This window comes from Burkholderia sp. MSMB1072 (assembly GCF_001524725.1).
Lineage (GTDB): Bacteria > Pseudomonadota > Gammaproteobacteria > Burkholderiales > Burkholderiaceae > Burkholderia.
Genome location: NZ_LOYC01000006.1, coordinates 1 through 16,481, shown reverse-complemented (window position 1 = coordinate 16,481; position 16,481 = coordinate 1). Strand labels below are relative to the sequence as shown.

Sequence of the window (16,481 nt, the reverse complement as noted above, 5' to 3'; positions counted from 1 at the left end):
GCCGGGCAGCCGGAGCCGGCGCCGCGACGGAATCAGGCTTCGTCATCGGGTATCGACAACCCGAGATCCGAGAGCACCTCGCGCGCGCTGCGGAACGCCTCGACCGCGGCCGGCGCGCCGGCGTACAGCGCGCTGTGCAGCAATACCTCGCGGATCTCGACGAGGCTCGCGCCGTTGTTGAGCGCACCGCGAATATGCCCCTTCAGCTCCGTGCCGCGGCCGAGCGCCGCCAGCATCGCGCACGTGCACAGGCTGCGCGTCTTCAGGTCGATCCCGCCCCGCTGCCACGTGCTGCCCCACGCATGTTCGTTCAGCCAGTCCTGCAGCGGACGCGAAAATCCGTCGAGGTCGCGCATCGCGCGCTCGACGAACGCCTCGCCCATCACGTCGATCCGCCGCGCCTTGCCGTATTCCCTGTCCTGTTCGCTCATGTCCGTGTCCTGGTTGGAGTCGGGGCCGCTGCGGCGTCGCCGGCAGCCGGGAGATGTCCTGCCATGTTCGTGCGCGCGGCGGGGTTTCGTCAAAGACGCGGCGCTCGGTTCGCGGCCGCTCGCGTCACGGACGGCCGAACGCTACGTAACATCCGGCCGCGCGTTACGGCGCCTTACGGGAACATCGCAGCCGCGACGTTTGCGCACCGCGCGTGCCTGTCGCGCGAAACCGTCATTCCTCCGTTTAAATCGCATCGATATTCCCGATTCTCGCAACAAATCGCGACACCGTTTCGCGAAACCTGTCATGGCGCGGAATTTGCAGTGAAGACCTCGACACACTTCCAATGTCGAGGCCAACATGCACACTCTTTTCAAGAAGACGACGGTAACGATGGCCGTCTCGTCACTGCTCGCGCTGTACGGCTGCGGCTCGGTCGACGGACCGACGACCCCGCCGACGATCAAGCCGAGCACGTCCGGGACGAGCGGCACGTCGGGGACTTCCGGCACGTCGGGCGGCGGTTCGTCAGGGACGTCGGGTGGCGGTAGCTCGGGGTCGTCGGGGACTTCTGGTACGTCGGGGACTTCCGGTACTTCGGGGACTTCCGGTACCTCGGGCACTTCCGGTACTTCGGGCACTTCCGGTACTTCGGGCACTTCCGGTACCTCGGGTACTTCGGGCACTTCGGGTACGTCAGGCACTTCCGGCACCTCGGGCACCTCCGGTACGTCAGGCACGTCCGGTACCTCGGGTACGTCCGGTACCTCGGGTACGTCCGGTACCTCGGGTACGTCCGGTACCTCGGGTACGTCCGGTACCTCGGGCACTTCCGGTACCTCGGGTACGTCCGGTACCTCGGGCACGTCCGGTACCTCGGGTACGTCCGGTACCTCGGGTACGTCCGGTACCTCGGGCACGTCCGGTACCTCGGGTACTTCCGGTACCTCGGGCACGTCCGGTACCTCGGGTACGTCCGGTACGTCGGGCACTTCCGGTACGTCGGGCACTTCCGGTACCTCGGGCACGTCCGGTACGTCGGGCACCTCGGGTACGTCGGGCACCTCGGGTACGTCCGGCACCTCAGGTACTTCCGGCACCTCGGGCACCTCGGGCACCTCGGGCACCTCGGGCACCTCCGGCACCTCCGGTACTTCCGGCACCTCGGGCACCTCCGGTACGTCGGGCACCTCCGGCACCGGCGTCACCCCCCTCGGCAACGTCCTGCAGAAATCCGGCAATCTCGTGACGGCGCTCGGCACGACGGTCGTGAACGGCGGCGCTCAGATCGGCGGCGTGCAGATTCCCGGCACGAACCCGACGACGGCCACCAGTATCGGCAACGCGGTCGGCAGCCTCGGCAACGGCGTGCAATCGCTCGGCAACGGCGTCGCGGCCGGCCTCGGTTCGATCGGCGTGTCGGCGAACCCGCTCGGACCGACGCTGACGTCGACCACCGGCCTGCTGACCGGCGCCGGCGGTGCGGTCAACAACCTCGGCAATGCGGTGACGAGCCTCGGCACCGGCCCGCTGTCGCCGCTCGCGCCGGCGACGACCCTGGTCGGCAGTCTCGTCAACACGGTCGGCACCGCGGTCAATTCGACGGCATCGGCGCTGAACACGGCGCTGAACAGCTCGCCGGTCCAGCAGCTCGAAACGCAGCTCGGCAAGGTGATCAACCCGATCACGAATACGCTCACCGGCGGCGTCACGACGCCGGGCGTCACGCAGACGCTCGGTGGCGTCACGCTGCTCGGCACGCCGCTCAACGGCCTGCTGAGCACGCTCGGCAACGGCATCGCGCTCGCCGGCACGAAGGTCGGCGGCGCGACCGACAACCCGGTCGGCACGAGCCTCGGCGGCGCGCTGGGGCAACTCGGCAACACGGTGACGGCGACGGGCGGCCTCGTCAACGCCGGCAACGCGGGCAGTTCCAGCAGCGGCACGGGCGGCAGCAATCCGCTCGCCCCGATCACGGGCCTGCTCGGCACGTTGACGGGCGGCCTCGGCGGCGGCAGCTCGAGCGGTTCGGGCGGCACCAGCGGAACGAGCGGCACCAGCGGCGGCCCGCTCGCGCCGATCACCGGCCTGCTCGGAACGGTGACGGGCGCGCTCGGCGGCATCGGTTCGAGCGGCACCAGCGGCACGGGCGGAACGAGCGGGACCGGCGGCACCAGCGGCACCGGTGGCGCAGGCCTCGGCGGCCTACTGGCGCCGGTCACCAATCTCGTCAACGCGCTGACGCCGCTCGGCGCGAGCCTCACCGGCACCGTCACGACGCCGGGCGGCAACCTGTCCGGCACGCTCGGCGGGGTGCTGACGAGCGGCCCGGTCGGCACGCTCACGGGTGCGCTGGGTACGCCGACCGGTTCGGCCGGCGCCACCGGCACGGTCGGCTCCGGCGGCGCAGCCGGCACCGTGACGACGCCGGGCGGCAGCGGCTCCGTGGTGACCGGCCTGACCGGCAGCACGAGCGGCGGCGCCGCCGCCGGCACCGGCAACCTGCTGTCGCCGGTGACCAACCTGCTCGGCGGTCTGCTGGGCGGCGGCACCAAGAAGTAAGCGTCAACGCATCACGTATCAGAACGACAGGCCAATGGCCGGGCGCGCATCCATAAACAGCCCGGCCGACGGCCGGCGTCACCCGCCCAGCGGGGGCGCCGGCCCTCATCCCCACGAGGATCCGATCATGAACTCCACGCTCGACGGCGTCGTCGCTGCTCCGGACCACCCACCCCGCTCCGCCACGCCGTTGCGTGCCGGCCTCCTCGGCATCACGGCCGGACTCTTCGCGCTGTGGATCACGCGCGACCACCCGGCCCTCGACGCGGCCACCCGCGCGGTCATCGCGAGCCTCGCGATCATCGGCACGATCGCGCTGCACGAACTCTTCGTCTCGCGCGTCTACCTGCGTCCGAGCGCGGGGCTGTCGCGGCAGGCCGTCCGGCCGCTCGGCATCGCGCGCGTGGCGACGCGGCTCGGCGCGCTCGCGTCGGTCTACGCGGGCATCGGCGCGATCTACTGGCTGCTGCCCGAATACCACGGCGCGTTCTACCTGCCGTTCTGGTCGCTGCTGCGCTCGCTCGCGCCGTACGTGATCGTCGCCGCGCCGTTCTACTTCGCGTGGATGGACCGCCACCAGCGCGAGACCGACGACGCGTACCTGCTGTGGGGCCGCTTCCTGTTCCGCCGCGAGCAGCCCGCGAGCTGGAAGCCGGTGCGCGAGATGCTGGCCGGCTGGGGCGTGAAGGCGTTCTTCCTGCCGCTGATGACCGTCTACCTGTCGAAGGACGCCGATCACCTGAGCGCGTCGCTCGCGAACGCGATGCATGCGCCGATGACGATCGCGACCTTCGTGTTCATGTATGACCTGTCGTTCACGATGGACCTGATGTTCGGCACCGTCGGCTACCTGTGCACGTTCCGCATCCTCGACAGCCACGTGCGCACCGTCGAGCCGACGACGCTCGGCTGGGTGGCCGCGCTGATCTGCTATCAGCCGTTCTGGTCGCTGATCTCGAACAACTACATCCGCTACGAAGGCTCGGTGTTCTGGGACAACTGGCTGCTGTCGGCGCCGACGCTGCGCGTGATCTGGGGCGCGACGATCATCCTGCTGCTGCTGACCTACGCGCTGTGCACGATCTCGTTCGGGCTGCGGTTCTCGAACCTCACCAACCGCGGGATCATCACGTCGGGCCCGTACCGCTTCACGAAGCATCCGGCCTACATCACGAAGAACCTGTCGTACTGGATGGTATCGGTGCCGTTCGTCGAGCCGCTCGGCTGGCAGGTTGGGCTCATGCACTGCGCGGGGCTCGTCGCGGTCAACCTGATCTACTACACGCGTGCGAAGACGGAAGAGCGTCACCTGATGCGCGATCCCGACTATCGCGCGTATGCCGAATGGATCGCACGGCACGGGCTGTTCGCGCGGATCAGGCAGGCGTTCGGCGCGCGGCAGGCGGTGTGACGGGGCGACCGGGAGCGGCCTCCATGCCGCTCCCGTCCCTCGCATGGGCGTCGGCCTGCCTGTCGCGGGCTTCGCACCCGCAACGACACTTTTCCACGCATGCCCTCCAGCGCTCGACGATGCGCTTTCGCGTATAACTCCCGAACGTGTCGGCACGCCCCATGCGGCCAATTGTCGCGAAACGCCGCGATTCTCCGCTTTTCGTCGCCTTTCTCCGTCAGTCCGATTGCCCGACTCCGACGCGTCGCGTATGGTGCTGGCCGTCCGCGCACGATCCGTCGCCGGACACCCGACCGTCGTCCCGCACGACGGCCGTGCGGGCCGTGCCCGCCGCTCACCGTCTCCGCGACGCCGCCCGCCGGCGCCGCGCATTCATGAGGAAAGAGGCGTGATCCACAAAGTCCTGATCCTGTTCGCACTCTGCATCGCGGGCCTCGCCGCGATCGCCGCCGGTTTCCAGCACATCCCCAGCTGATTCGCGGCCCCGGCTCGCTTCGCCGAGCCCGGGGGCCGCACCCGCTTCCGTTCCCTTTTGCGATGAACCTCTTTCCCGAACCGCCCGGGACGGGCGGCTTTTGCCATGCGTATCGACGTACAGCATTCCCAGCACGACATCGACGACGAACTCGACACCCTTTATGAACGTCTCCACCAGCAGGGCCATCGCCTGCACGGGCTGCCGGCCGTCGCACTCGGCCGCTCGGGCCTGATCGTCCGCCACCGCGAAGCGGACGGCGAATACTTCCTGTATGTCGAGGATCCGGCCGCGCGCCAGCTCGCCGGCTATACGGTGTTCAACCGCCTGCCCGAACTGCCGCGCCGCGCCGACCGCTACCTGCGCGCGCCGCATACGCGGCTGCGCGGCTCGGCGCAACGCAAGGGCCTTGCGACGACGCTGTATCGCTGGGGGCTCGATGCGGGCCTGTGCCTGATCAGCGGCGCGCGCCAGTCGGTCGGCGCCGCGCAGCTGTGGACGGCGCTCGCGCAGGATTACCGGCATGGCTTCGTCGATGTCGAAGGCCGCGCGCTGCGCTATCTCGGCGAAACCGTTGCCGACGACGTGCACGGTGCGCTGCATACGCGGCGGCTGTTGCTCGGGCGCGGGTGGGGAATCGGCGAATTCGCGCAGGCGGCCGGGATGGCCGGCGTGGCATCCGGCACGATGCGATGGCCGGTACCGTCGGACCCGCGCGGCCATGCAGGCGCCTGATCGGGACAATGGTCGTCACGATTTGCCAGCGACACGCGCCGCACGTACCGGAAGACGATCGCCCCGACGACCGTGCAGCCGTCGCGGCCAGCCATCGTGCATGGTCGCGCGAGTGCGTTACTGATTTGCGCGCTGAAGCGCCCGGCGACCGCGTTCGAGAATCTGCCAATCCTGCTCGGCCGCCGATCGTTCGCCGGGGAACCTGCGCGCATATTGCAAAAGCAGGTCGGCCCAGCGCGCATCCTGCTCGATCGCATCGAGATTTCGCTGCTGCTCCGGCATTCTCGATTGCAACAGGACAGCAGCAGCAAGTTGGCTGCCGACAAATTCCGCCGTCGTGGCCATTCCCCAGTTTCGTTTCGGCCCGCAAAATGCGAACGACGCCGCAAGACGCTCGGATTTGACGAACGCATCCTGGTTTACCTGTTGCTGAATCATCCGGGTCGCTTCTGCGATCTCCATTTTCAAATGTGCCGGATCGCAGACCGGTTGGTTCGCGGAAGCCGCGATCCTGTCGAGCGCAGTCTGCACGTTTCGATCGTCGGATGGGCGCGCGACATCGTCATACGTGGACGAACGACCGGCACACGCGCTGGTCAGCGCGGTGGCCGCAACGAGGATCAGAGCATTCCAGCGCTTCATGAGCGAATCATTCCGCAAAAAGATTTTCGGGCCGACGAAAAGCAGACCGTGATTGTAGTGCGTGCGATCGGAGCGGCCGGCGAGCGCGCGCACGGTGCGATAATGCGTCCGCCCCCACGTATCGCATTCCCGGACCCTCGCCGATGGCCATCGCTCCCCGCCGCCACATCGACATCGTCGCGCTGTGCGGCAGCCTGCGTGCGCAGTCGTACAACGCGGCACTCCTCGACGCAGCCGCGCTCGTCGCCCCGCCCGGCATGCGCATCGCACGCTTCGATCGTCTCGGCGAATTCCCGCTGTTCAATCCCGATGCCGAACACCCGACGCCCGCCGCGGTGCGCGATCTGATCGACCGCCTGAACGCGGCCGACGGCGTGCTGATCGCCAGCCCGGAATACGCGCACGGCGTAACCGGCGTGATGAAGAACGCGCTGGACTGGGTCGTGGGATGCGAGGCCGTCGTGTACAAGTCCGTGGCCGTATTGAACGCGTCGCCGCGCGCGACGCATGCGGATGCGGCGCTGCGCGAAACGCTGTCGGTGATGTCGGCGCGCATCGTCGAGCCCGCGTCGATCGCGCTGCCGATCCTCGGGAGCCGGCTCGACGCGGCGGGCATCGCCGCGCATCCGCCGTTCGCGTCGGCGCTCGTCGGCGCATTGCACGCGCTGCGCACGGCGATCGACGACACGAGCGCCGGCCGGTAGGCGATCCGCACGCCGAACGCGTGCGGCGTGGCGTTATCGCACTTTCGCGCGCGTCGTCTTCTTCGCGGGCCGGGCCGCTTTCGCGCGCGGTGCTTCCTTCTCGGGCTGTGCGCCGCCGCCGACGAGATCCTCGAGCCATGCGAGCGCATCGACGTACGACAGGAACTGCTGCAGGTAGTCCGGCGACAGCTCGCGCATCGTCGCGAGCGAGCGGTGCACGAGGCTGTTCGAATTGAGCGGCCCCGCGTTGCGCGGCACCTGGTCGAGCGACTGGCGGTATTGCTGTTCCGTGCGGACTTTCGACCACGTCGCGCGGAAGTAGTCGACGAGTTCGGGATCGAGCCCGCGCCGGTCGGCCTGCGCATCGCGCGCGAGCCCTTCGACGAGCGCGGCAAGCGCGCCGCGCGCGGGCGCCTCCGCAGCGGCTTCCCACCTCTCGCGCGGGGTGTCGGCGTCATTGCCGCGCGCGACGATCTCCGCGAACCCTTCGATCAGCGTCGCCAGCCGCGCATCGACCAGCGTGCGGGCAGCGCCGTCGAGCACGGCCGCGCGCCGTTCGAGCGCGTCGATCCGGTGAAAGCGCACGGGATCGAGCCGGTCGGCGCCCTGCTCGCGCCATGCGTCGAGCGTCGCGCGCACGTGCGTCGCGTCGCCCGTCACTTTGCCTTTCCTCCGTTCGACGCCGACTTGCGCGGCACCGGCGCGATTTCCACGCGGCGGTTCTTCGCGCGGCCTTCGTCGTCTGCATTGGAGCTGACCGGCTGTTCGGAACCGAACGCGGCCGCGAACACCGACGAGGCCGGCACGCCGGCATCGATCAGCGCGCGCGTGACCGTCAACGCGCGTTTGGCCGACAGTTCCCAGTTGTCCGCGAACAGGCGGTTGCCGGCGTGCACCTGCTGGTCGTCCGCGAAGCCGCTGACCATCAGGATCTCGTCGCGCGTCTTCAGGTACGTGGCCAGCGGGCTGGCCAGCGTCTTCAGCAGGTCGCGGCCCGCGGGCTGCAACTGGTCGGAGTTCAGCGCGAACAGCACGTTGCCGCTGATGCCGATGCGTCCGTTCACGAGCGTCACGCGGCCGGCCGCGAGCGGCCCGGCGAGGGCCTGTTCGAGCGACTTGCGCTGCTGCGCCTCGAGCTGGCGTGCACGCACCGCTTCCTCGAGCTTCGCCGTGAGCTGAAGCTGCATGCCGATCACGCCGACGAGGATCAGCACGAACGCGCCGAGCAGCACCGACATCAGGTCGGCGAACGCGGGCCACACCGGCGCCGATTGCGCGCCGCCGTCGATTTCGTCGTGCATGCGTTACGCTCCGACGGGCGCCCGCCGGCCGGCGAGCTGCTGCAGGTCTTCGACGATCTGCTTCTGCGACATCACGCTCAGGTCGATCACCTCGCGCGCCTGCGCGACGTAGTACTCGAGCTGTTCGTCGCTGCGCGCGAGCGATTTCTCGAGCGCGGCCTCGATGCGCTGCAGATGGGTCAGCAACTTGTCGTTCGATTCGCCGAACACCTGCACGGCCATCCCGAATGCGTCGCCGAGGCTCGCCACTTCGACGGCGCCGGCCGTGACCTGTGCGGCCACCGAATCGAGCTTGCGCGTCTCGGCGTCGACGGTGTCGTTGAAGCGCGCGCCGACGCGATCGAGCAGATCGGCCGACGTGCTGACGAGCGCGTCGATCGCGGCGCGCTGTTCGGTCGACGCGTGGTTGACCGCGCCGAGCAGCGTCTCCAGCGTCGCGAGCAGGCGGCTGCGTTCCTCGAGCGTCGCGGTGTCGCGCACCATGCTGTCGGACAGGCGCTGGCGCAGCTCGGCGACGACGTCGGCCGCGGCCTTCGGCGCCTCCGACGCGGCCTGCACGAGGCGCGAGATTTCGTTGATCGTGTCGCTCGCGTGAACCTGCGCCTGCGCAGTGATGTCGTTCGCGGTGCGGGCCAGCGTGTCGCAAATGTCCTGCTGGCGCGCCGCGGCCTGCGCGCTCGTCTGCGCCCATTCGTCGCGCAGCGCGGCCGCCATCGCCGCGAGCGAATCGCTCCAGGCTGCGAGGCGCTCTTCGTCGCGTGCGGCCAGTTGCGATTGCAGGCCAGCGTGCGATTCGCGAATCGTCGCCAGCAGATCGTTCGAGCGCTGCTCGAACGTCGACGCCTGTGCGGCCAGGTCGCGCGTCGTTTGCGCGAGTGCATCGCAGATTTCCTGCTGACGGCCCGCGCTGTGCACGCCCGCACGCTGCCATTCTTCGCCGAGCTTCGCGGCCATCGCGGCCAGCGAATCGTTCCAGGCGGACAGACGCTCTTCATCGCGCGCAGCCAGTTGCGATTGCAGGCCGGTGTGCGAATCGCGAATCGTCGTCAGCAGATCGTTCGAGCGTTGCTCGAACGTCGAAGCCTGCGCGGCGAGGTCGCGCGTCGTTTGCGCGAGCGCGTCGCAGATTTCCTGCTGACGGCCCGCGCTGTGCACGCCCGCACGCTGCCATTCGTCGCCCAGCTTCGCGGCCATCGCCGCGAGCGAATCGTTCCAGGCGGACAGACGTTCTTCGTCGCGCGCAGCCAGTTGCGATTGCAGACCGGTATGCGATTCGCGAATCGTCGTCAGCAGATCGTCCGAGCGTTGTTCGAACGTCGATGCCTGCGCGGCGAGGTCGCGCGTCGTTTGCGCGAGCGCGTCGCAGATTTCCTGCTGACGGCCCGCGCTGTGCACGCCCGCACGCTGCCATTCGTCGCCCAGCTTCGCGGCCATCGCCGCGAGCGAATCGTTCCAGGCAGCGAGGCGCTCTTCGTCGCGCGCCGCCAGTTGCGTCTGCAAACCCGCGTGCGACTCGCGCATCGCGGCGAGCGTCGCGGCCGAATGGCGTTCGAACGTCGCGGCGGCTTCGCCCAGCGCGCGCGCATGCTGGCCGGCCAGCGTCTCGCCGGCCTGCTCCTGGCGCGACAGCGCCTCGCGCCATGCGTCCGACAGGCGGCCTTCGGTCGATTCGAGGCGCGTCGCGACGCCGTCGAGCAAATCCGACGAACGCTGCGCGAACGTGTCGGCGAACTGACCGAGCGTCGTCTCCAACCGCTGCGCGACGGCATCGCTCGCGCGGCGCTGTTCGTCGAGCGCGCGGTTCCATACGGCCGTCACGTTGCCGGCGGTCTTCTCGAAGCCGTCCGTCAGCCCGTCGAGCTGACGCTGCACCGCGCCCGTCACGGTGTCGCGCAGCGCGGCCATCTCCTGCGCGAGCCCCGTCATCGTCGCGGCGACGACCGGCTGCAGCGCCGCACCGGCCACGCGCGCACTTTCGGCGGCGCTTTCCTTCAGCGCGTCGCCGACGTTCGACGCAAGGCCCGCGTACGCCCGCTCGGTCCGCTCGAAAAACGCCTGCTGACTTTCGAGCTGGCGATCGTGCAGCGCGACGCTGCGCGCCTCGAGCGTCGTCATCATCGTCTGCAGCCGGTCGACCAGCGCCGGCATCACATCGGCCTGGCGCTGCAGCAGCCGGAACGATTCGTCGCGCTGATGCGCGGACGAATGCACGCGCAACGTCGTCGCGATCTTCGCGTCGAGCTGCTGGGCCGCATCGATCCGCTCGCGGCGCACGAGCGCGGACAACAGCCCGAGCATCGCAGACGTGGCCACACCGGCGATCGACGTGCCGAACGCGAACCCGAGCCCCTTCACCGGCGCGATCAGCGACGCGCGGATCGCATCGAGATCGGTCGCGCTCTCGAGCGCGGCGCCCGTACCCTTCAGCGTGACGACCATCCCGAGCAGCGTGCCGAGCATGCCGAGCAGCACCAGCAGGCCGACGAGATAAGGCGTGAGCGCCGGGCCCGGCAGTGCGACGCGCGCGCCTTCGACCCGTGAGCGCACCGCGCCGCGCAGGCCCGGATGCAACGTATCGAGCCACGTGTCGAGCTTCGCGGGCGGGGCGGTCAGGCTGGCGACCGCGTGCGACAGCGTGGCGGTCGCCTGCCGGTAGCGCAGCAGCTCCCATGCGCCGGCGACGTAGCACGCGCCGATCAGCAGCGTGACGGCCGACGCCAGCGGGTTCGACGCGACATAGCCGGCGCCGATCCAGCCCACTGCGAGCAGACCGGCGACGAAGACAACGAGATCAAGGCGAATTCTGGACATAGCGTGTTGATTAGCAGGTGCGAAGGGCCGCGAGCAGCCCGTCTACCGTTTGAAACCGGACTTCGAGTTCGGCTAGCAGGATGCTTTGCATCTCGTCGCGAAACGTATCGAGCCAGGCGCCGGGCACGATCGCCGCGACGGTCGCGGTGTCGGCCGCCGTGCCTTCTGCGGCAGGCGCGGATGCGTCGGGCGTATCGGAACCGGCGGCCGTCGCGGCCGCGGATTCGGCGTCGGCCAGCGCCTGCCGCTCCGCGTCGCGCAGCCGCGCGAAGCGCGTGCCGAGCAGCGCGGGCACGGCCGACAACAGGCTGCGCTCGCGCGCGCCGAGCACGCGCTCCATGATCGTGTCGAGCGTCGCGAGCCGCGCCATCCCCGACGAGCGCGCGGCGAGCGCGACCCGCAGGCGGCCGCGCAACTGGCCGATCGCCGTTTCCATGTCCTGCTGCAGGGTCAGATAACGCTGGCGGAAGTCCGCGAAATCGGCCGTGTCGGCGGCCGGCGGCGGCGGGTCGCCCGGCCGCCGCCGCGCACGCGGCCGGTGGCCGGCCGTGATCGCCTGCGCGAGGTCGTGGCGCACGCGCGCGCAGTCGCGCTCCGCGTCGTAGCCGCGCACGCCGGTCGCGACGCCCGGCGGGCTCGCGTTCAGCGCGGACGACAGCGTGATCGCGTCGGTCCAGCCGAGCCACTGGCTCAGCCGGTCGGACAACGTTTGCCGGGATTCCGCGACGTCGGCATCGGCCAGGCGCGCGAGCAGCCGGACGAGCGTCGGACCGCTCAACGCCGGGCGCGGAGATGCTTGCACCATGCTGCAAACCGTCAAAAAAGGCAGCAGTTTACACGTCGCCGGGCAATCGACCGCCAGAATCGGGAAAGCAGCGCGGTTCGGCGCGCCGTGCGCCCCGCGCCAACGCCCGTCGCGCAAGGCTCGGCGGGCGGCGGCAACGGGCGGGAGACAGGCTCGGCGGCGGCCGGTGGGCGGCCGCGCCATCGGGACGCCACGCGTTCGCGACACGCCGACGCGCGCTCGGGCGAGTGGCCCGGGCGGCCAGGGCGATTCCCGCCGCTAACCGGCGACGGCCATGGCCGGCCGCTGCCACGCGCTGATGAAGCAGCGCTCAGATCCCCGCTTTCGGTGCATTCAGGATCAGCCGCAGCCCGAGCAGCGCGATCGCGCCGGCCGCGATGCGGTCGACCCATTTCTTCGCACGCAGGTAGAGTTCACGCGGCCGACGCGTCGAGAAGCACAGCGCGACGAGCGTGTACCAGCCGAATTCGACCGCGAACACGAGCGGCGGCAGCACGAGGTAACACCACAACGGCGGATGCTGCGGAAGCAGCGCCGCGAAGATGCTGCCGTACCAGATCGCCGTCTTCGGGTTGCTGAGCTGGGTCGTGAGGCCGGTCCAGAACGACTTGCGCGCGCTGCCGCCGGCCATCGCCCGCGGATCGTCCATCGCGATCGGCCGATCGGCGCCGCGCCAGATCTTCGACGCCATGTAGATCAGGTAAACGCCGCCCGCGACCTTGAGGCCCACATACAGCCATTCGACGGCCTGCAGCAGCGTATAGAGCCCGGCCAGCGCGACGCCGCCGAACACGATGCCGCCGATGCCCATGCCGAGCGCGGTGGCGAGCCCGTCGCGACGCGACAGCCCGATCGAATTGCGGGCCACCAGCACGAAGCTCGGGCCCGGAATCATCGCGCCGAGAAACAGCGCAGCCAGGATGGCGAATACGGCAGCCGATGCGGTCATCGACGTCTCCTTGGTCAGCGACGCCGCTGCGCCGGCGCCTGCGTGTCGTTTCCGACGATGGGGCCGTCGATTCTGGCACGCTTCGCGCGTGGCCGGAAGCGGCTGTGCGCTGCTATGCTGGCCCTCTTTCCCGTCATTCCGCGCCGCCCATGATCGAGACCCGCGTCGCCCGCCATCCCGACGATGCCGCCGCCGTCGAAGCGATCTTTCGCGCGTACGTCGCGCGGCCAACGGTCGGCCTCCGATTCGACGACGACGCGCCCGGCAATCCGGCGCCCGGCGCCGCGTTTCCCGGGCGCGATTCGTAACGCCGCGCGACCGCCCCCTTTTCCCGTTTCAACCGGACCGCCCGCCATGCGCGCTCTTCGCCTTTCTGCCCTGCTGCTCCCGCTCCTCGCCGCACTTTCGTTCGGCGCTCGCGCCGGCGGCCTGCCGAAGTCGATCGCCGCGCAACTGCCGCCCGGCTACCAGCCGCTGCTCGCGCAAGCCGGCCCCGATCTCGACACCGGGCGGCACAGTTTTCTCGTCGTCGTGCATCGCGCGGTCGATACGCGCGAGCAGCCGTCGCCGCGCCCGCTGCTGATCTACGAGGAACAGGCCGACCACACCTACCGGCTCGCCACGCGCAACGACCAGGTCGTGCTGCGCGCGAACGAAGGCGGCCAGTGCGATCCGTTCGATCCTGAAGACGCGGCCGACAACGGCCTTTCGGTGAAGGGCCGCTATTTCACCGTGCAGAATGTCGTCGCGTGCGGGCAGCACTGGACGGACTACGTCACGTTCCGCTACGACCCGCGCACGCATGGCTGGCTGTTTTCGAGCCAGATCGTCACCGAATCGTTTCCGCTCGACGACAAGCCCGACCACGTCACCGTCACGCGCGCCGACGCGCACCGTCCGGTGCCGTTCGGGCAATGGAAACGCAAGGACTAGCCTCTCGGTACGCGCCCACGCCGCGGCGGCGCCGATTTTCAATCCGGCGCGTCGCTCGCGACGCCCGGCCAACGGGTCTACCATAGGCGCTCGTCGCCCATGGGCGATCGCCGGCACGGCATGCGGCTTGCGCCTGCCCCTTTCCTCGTTGCCCCCGCACAGGAGGACGTCATGACGCAACACTTCGATGCGATCGTCATCGGCACCGGCCAGGCCGGGCCGCCGCTCGCCGCGCGGCTCGCCGGCGCCGGCATGAAAGTCGCGATCGTCGAGCGCGGCCGCTTCGGCGGCACCTGCGTGAACACCGGCTGCATCCCGACCAAGACGCTGATCGCGAGCGCGTACGCCGCGCAGCTCGCCCGGCGCGCCGGCGAATACGGCGTGTCGGTCGGCGGCCCCGTCACCGTCGACATGAAAGCGGTGAAGGCCCGCAAGGACCAGATCTCCGGCCGCTCGAACCACGGCGTCGAGCAATGGGTGCGCGGCCTCGACAACACGACCGTCTTTCAGGGTCATGCCCGATTCGAACGCGCGAACGCGGTGCGCGTGGGCGATGAAGTACTCGAGGCCGGACGCATCTTCATCAACGTCGGCGGACGCGCGCAGGTGCCCGCGATGCCGGGCCTCGACTCGGTGCCGTACCTGACCAACTCGACGATGATGGACGTCGACTTCCTGCCCGACCATCTCGTGATCGTCGGCGGCAGCTACGTCGGGCTCGAATTCGGCCAGATGTACCGCCGCTTCGGCTCGAAGGTCACGATCGTCGAGAAGGGCTCGCGCCTGATCCAGCGCGAGGACGAAGACGTGTCGCAGGCCGTGCGCGAAATCCTCGAGAACGAAGGAATCGACGTGCAGCTCGACGCGAACTGCCTGAGCGCGCGCCGCGACGGCGACGGCATCGTGGTCGGCCTCGACTGCGCGGACGGCGGCCGCGAGGTCGCGGGCTCGCACTTGCTGCTCGCGGTCGGGCGCGTGCCGAACACCGACGATCTGGGGCTCGACCGCGCAGGCATCGACACCGACGCGCGCGGCTACATCACCGTCGACGACCAGTTGCGCACCAACGTGCCCGGCATCTGGGCGCTCGGCGACTGCAACGGGCGCGGCGCGTTCACGCACACCGCGTACAACGACTACGAGATCGTCGCGGCCAACCTGCTCGACGACGATCCGCGCAGGGTGTCCGACCGCATCGCGGCCTACGCGATGTACATCGATCCGCCGCTCGGCCGCGTCGGCATGACGCTCGCGCAAGCGAAGCAGACGGGCCGCCGGCTGCTGGTCGGCACGCGCCCGATGACACGCGTCGGCCGGGCGGTCGAGAAAGGCGAAAGCCAGGGCTTCATGAAGGTGATCGTCGACGCGGACAGCCACGCGATCCTCGGCGCGTCGATCCTCGGTGTGACCGGCGACGAAGTCGTGCACGGGATCCTCGACGTGATGACCGCCGGCGCGCCGTACACGACGATCAGCCGTGCGATGCATATCCACCCGACCGTGTCGGAGCTCGTGCCGACGCTGCTGCAGGATCTGCATCCGGTCGAATGACGCACGGCAGGCGGGCGGTCGCGCACCGCGCTGCGGCGGTATGCGAAGATGGCCGCTCGCCACGTCATCCGGAAATGCCATGGACCGCCTGCAAGCGATGCAGATCTACGTACAGATCGTCGAACGTGGCAACTTCACGCAGGCCGCCGACGCGCTGCAACTGCATCGGCCGGCCGTCACGAAAGCCGTGCAGCAGCTCGAACAGGAGCTCGGCGTCCGGCTGCTGAACCGCAGCACGCGCCGCGTCAGCGTGACGGCCGAGGGCGAGGCGTTCCATGCGCGTTGCGTGCAGCTGCTCGGCAGCATCGACGACGCGTTCGCGTCGTTCCCCAGGCAGCGCGCGGTGCCGAAGGGCCGGCTGCGGATCGACATCGCGCTCGCGCTCGCGAAGACGGTCGTGATCCCGGCGCTGCCCGACTTCCAGCAACGCTATCCGCAGATCGAGCTCGTGCTCGGCACGAGCGACCAGCCGGCCGACCTGATCGGCGAAGGCATCGACTGCGCGGTGCGGGTCGGGACGCTGAAGGATTCGAGCATGGTGGCGCGCACCGTCGGCGCGGTGCAGATGGCCACGTGCGCGTCGCCGGCCTATATCGCACGCCATGGTTTGCCGCGCACGCTCGACGAGCTGCGTACGCATCGCGCGGTCAACTTCTTCACCGGCCGCAATCGCCGCGTGCTCGAGTGGACGTTCCGCCCGCACGGCGAAACCGTCGCGGTGAAACTCGCGAGCGGCGTGCTCACCGACAACTCGGAAGCGCTGCTGTCGTGCGGGCTCGCCGGCCTCGGCATCGTGCATGCGTTGCGGCCCGCGCTGCAGCCGAGCATCGATTCGGGTCGGTTGATCGAGCTGCTGCCCGGCGTGCCGGCCGTGCCGAAGCCGGTGTCGGTGCTGTACCCGAACCGCGCGCATCTGCCCGACAAGGTGCGCGCGTTCATCGACTGGCTGACCGAACTGTTCGCGCGACGCTATCCGGCATAACACGGGTTCGCGCCGATTGTTATTCGTCGAATAACAATCAATGATCGGGCCGCGCGTTTATCCGGCGCGGGCGCCCGCCTACGATGCTGCTTCATCGACACCCGTTCATCGAAGGAGAATGAAATGAACGCGTCCCACCCACGCACGTGAGGGTAAAGAGGGGTGGATCCTCACGGGCCAACGGCATC

16 protein-coding genes are annotated in these 16,481 nt (G+C 69.5%); 8 read left to right on the top strand and 8 right to left on the bottom strand.

Annotated features, from left to right (window positions below):
* Positions 1-32: 32 nt before the first annotated feature.
* On the bottom strand, positions 33-431 hold the full coding sequence (locus tag WS89_RS01645; protein ID WP_027782376.1) for a carboxymuconolactone decarboxylase family protein: 399 nt from the start codon (positions 429-431) through the stop codon (positions 33-35).
* A 361-nt stretch (positions 432-792) separates the two neighbouring features.
* Here WS89_RS01645 and WS89_RS34460 point away from each other — a divergent pair, with 361 nt between their 5' ends.
* The 4 genes from WS89_RS34460 to WS89_RS01630 all read left to right on the top strand — a co-directional run bounded on the left by WS89_RS34460 (position 793) and on the right by WS89_RS01630 (position 5,615).
* Positions 793-2,994 (top strand): collagen-like triple helix repeat-containing protein, encoded by a 2,202-nt coding sequence (locus WS89_RS34460; RefSeq protein WP_156440498.1) that lies wholly within the window; start codon positions 793-795, stop codon positions 2,992-2,994.
* Between the two features lie 127 nt (positions 2,995-3,121).
* Positions 3,122-4,405, top strand: coding sequence for an isoprenylcysteine carboxylmethyltransferase family protein (locus WS89_RS01635; RefSeq protein ID WP_059789294.1), 1,284 nt, complete (start codon positions 3,122-3,124; stop codon positions 4,403-4,405).
* Between the two features lie 250 nt (positions 4,406-4,655).
* Complete coding sequence (locus WS89_RS33550) at positions 4,656-4,880, top strand: hypothetical protein (protein WP_156440497.1); 225 nt, start codon at positions 4,656-4,658, stop codon at positions 4,878-4,880.
* Positions 4,881-4,985: 105 nt separating this feature from the next.
* Positions 4,986-5,615 carry a hypothetical protein gene (locus WS89_RS01630; protein ID WP_059789293.1) on the top strand — a complete coding sequence of 210 codons (630 nt, stop codon included), beginning with the start codon at positions 4,986-4,988 and terminating at the stop codon, positions 5,613-5,615.
* A gap of 117 nt (positions 5,616-5,732) precedes the next feature.
* Here WS89_RS01630 and WS89_RS01625 read toward each other — a convergent pair whose 3' ends face one another.
* Entirely contained in the window at positions 5,733-6,350 is a 618-nt protein-coding gene (locus WS89_RS01625) for a hypothetical protein (protein WP_059789292.1), read from the bottom strand.
* Positions 6,351-6,400: 50 nt separating this feature from the next.
* On the opposite strand from WS89_RS01625, the gene WS89_RS01620 reads away from it, so the two are divergent.
* Positions 6,401-6,961, top strand: coding sequence for an NADPH-dependent FMN reductase (locus WS89_RS01620; protein ID WP_059789291.1), 561 nt, complete (start codon positions 6,401-6,403; stop codon positions 6,959-6,961).
* 33 nt (positions 6,962-6,994) lie between these two features.
* On the opposite strand, the gene WS89_RS01615 is transcribed toward WS89_RS01620, so the two are convergent.
* The 6 genes from WS89_RS01615 to WS89_RS33545 form a co-directional block, all read right to left on the bottom strand.
* Positions 6,995-7,621, bottom strand: coding sequence for a DUF2894 domain-containing protein (locus tag WS89_RS01615; RefSeq protein ID WP_059789290.1), 627 nt, complete (start codon positions 7,619-7,621; stop codon positions 6,995-6,997).
* Positions 7,618-8,262: an OmpA family protein gene (locus WS89_RS01610; RefSeq protein WP_034205413.1), complete on the bottom strand. Its 645-nt coding sequence runs from the start codon at positions 8,260-8,262 to the stop codon at positions 7,618-7,620. Before WS89_RS01610 ends, WS89_RS01615 begins: the two co-directional genes overlap by 4 nt.
* Positions 8,263-8,265: 3 nt before the next feature.
* Positions 8,266-11,073: a DUF802 domain-containing protein gene (locus tag WS89_RS01605; RefSeq protein WP_059789289.1), complete on the bottom strand. Its 2,808-nt coding sequence runs from the start codon at positions 11,071-11,073 to the stop codon at positions 8,266-8,268.
* Positions 11,074-11,083: 10 nt separating this feature from the next.
* A complete protein-coding gene (locus WS89_RS01600) occupies positions 11,084-11,878 on the bottom strand; it encodes a DUF3348 domain-containing protein (protein WP_059789288.1) in 795 nt (264 codons plus the stop codon).
* A 310-nt stretch (positions 11,879-12,188) separates the two neighbouring features.
* The gene (locus WS89_RS01595; RefSeq protein ID WP_059789287.1) at positions 12,189-12,827 is read right to left on the bottom strand and encodes a LysE family translocator; all 639 of its coding nucleotides are present in this window, start codon (positions 12,825-12,827) and stop codon (positions 12,189-12,191) included.
* Positions 12,828-12,841: 14 nt separating this feature from the next.
* On the bottom strand, positions 12,842-13,183 hold the full coding sequence (locus tag WS89_RS33545) for a hypothetical protein (protein WP_156440496.1): 342 nt from the start codon (positions 13,181-13,183) through the stop codon (positions 12,842-12,844).
* On the opposite strand from WS89_RS33545, the gene WS89_RS01590 reads away from it, so the two are divergent.
* The 3 genes from WS89_RS01590 (at position 13,182) to WS89_RS01580 (ending at position 16,293) form a co-directional block, all read left to right on the top strand.
* A complete protein-coding gene (locus WS89_RS01590) occupies positions 13,182-13,760 on the top strand; it encodes a hypothetical protein (protein WP_059789286.1) in 579 nt (192 codons plus the stop codon). The two genes, WS89_RS33545 and WS89_RS01590, sit on opposite strands and share 2 nt — an antisense overlap.
* Positions 13,761-13,931: 171 nt before the next feature.
* Complete coding sequence (locus WS89_RS01585; RefSeq protein ID WP_059789285.1) at positions 13,932-15,311, top strand: FAD-containing oxidoreductase; 1,380 nt, start codon at positions 13,932-13,934, stop codon at positions 15,309-15,311.
* 79 nt (positions 15,312-15,390) lie between these two features.
* Positions 15,391-16,293: a LysR family transcriptional regulator gene (locus tag WS89_RS01580; RefSeq protein WP_059789284.1), complete on the top strand. Its 903-nt coding sequence runs from the start codon at positions 15,391-15,393 to the stop codon at positions 16,291-16,293.
* Positions 16,294-16,481: the final 188 nt, after the last annotated feature.

Excerpts from the sequence above, each read along its gene's own strand:
- WS89_RS01645 (WP_027782376.1), bottom strand. The coding sequence starts at position 431 with ATGAGCGAACAGGACAGGGAATACGGCAAGGCGCGGCGGATCGACGTG.
- WS89_RS34460 (WP_156440498.1), top strand. The coding sequence starts at position 793 with ATGCACACTCTTTTCAAGAAGACGACGGTAACGATGGCCGTCTCGTCA.
- WS89_RS01635 (WP_059789294.1), top strand. The coding sequence starts at position 3,122 with ATGAACTCCACGCTCGACGGCGTCGTCGCTGCTCCGGACCACCCACCC.
- WS89_RS33550 (WP_156440497.1), top strand. The coding sequence starts at position 4,656 with ATGGTGCTGGCCGTCCGCGCACGATCCGTCGCCGGACACCCGACCGTC.
- WS89_RS01630 (WP_059789293.1), top strand. The coding sequence starts at position 4,986 with ATGCGTATCGACGTACAGCATTCCCAGCACGACATCGACGACGAACTC.
- WS89_RS01620 (WP_059789291.1), top strand. The coding sequence starts at position 6,401 with ATGGCCATCGCTCCCCGCCGCCACATCGACATCGTCGCGCTGTGCGGC.
- WS89_RS01610 (WP_034205413.1), bottom strand. The coding sequence starts at position 8,262 with ATGCACGACGAAATCGACGGCGGCGCGCAATCGGCGCCGGTGTGGCCC.
- WS89_RS01605 (WP_059789289.1), bottom strand. The coding sequence starts at position 11,073 with ATGTCCAGAATTCGCCTTGATCTCGTTGTCTTCGTCGCCGGTCTGCTC.
- WS89_RS01600 (WP_059789288.1), bottom strand. The coding sequence starts at position 11,878 with ATGGTGCAAGCATCTCCGCGCCCGGCGTTGAGCGGTCCGACGCTCGTC.
- WS89_RS01595 (WP_059789287.1), bottom strand. The coding sequence starts at position 12,827 with ATGACCGCATCGGCTGCCGTATTCGCCATCCTGGCTGCGCTGTTTCTC.
- WS89_RS01590 (WP_059789286.1), top strand. The coding sequence starts at position 13,182 with ATGCGCGCTCTTCGCCTTTCTGCCCTGCTGCTCCCGCTCCTCGCCGCA.
- WS89_RS33545 (WP_156440496.1), bottom strand. The coding sequence starts at position 13,183 with ATGGCGGGCGGTCCGGTTGAAACGGGAAAAGGGGGCGGTCGCGCGGCG.
- WS89_RS01585 (WP_059789285.1), top strand. The coding sequence starts at position 13,932 with ATGACGCAACACTTCGATGCGATCGTCATCGGCACCGGCCAGGCCGGG.
- WS89_RS01580 (WP_059789284.1), top strand. The coding sequence starts at position 15,391 with ATGGACCGCCTGCAAGCGATGCAGATCTACGTACAGATCGTCGAACGT.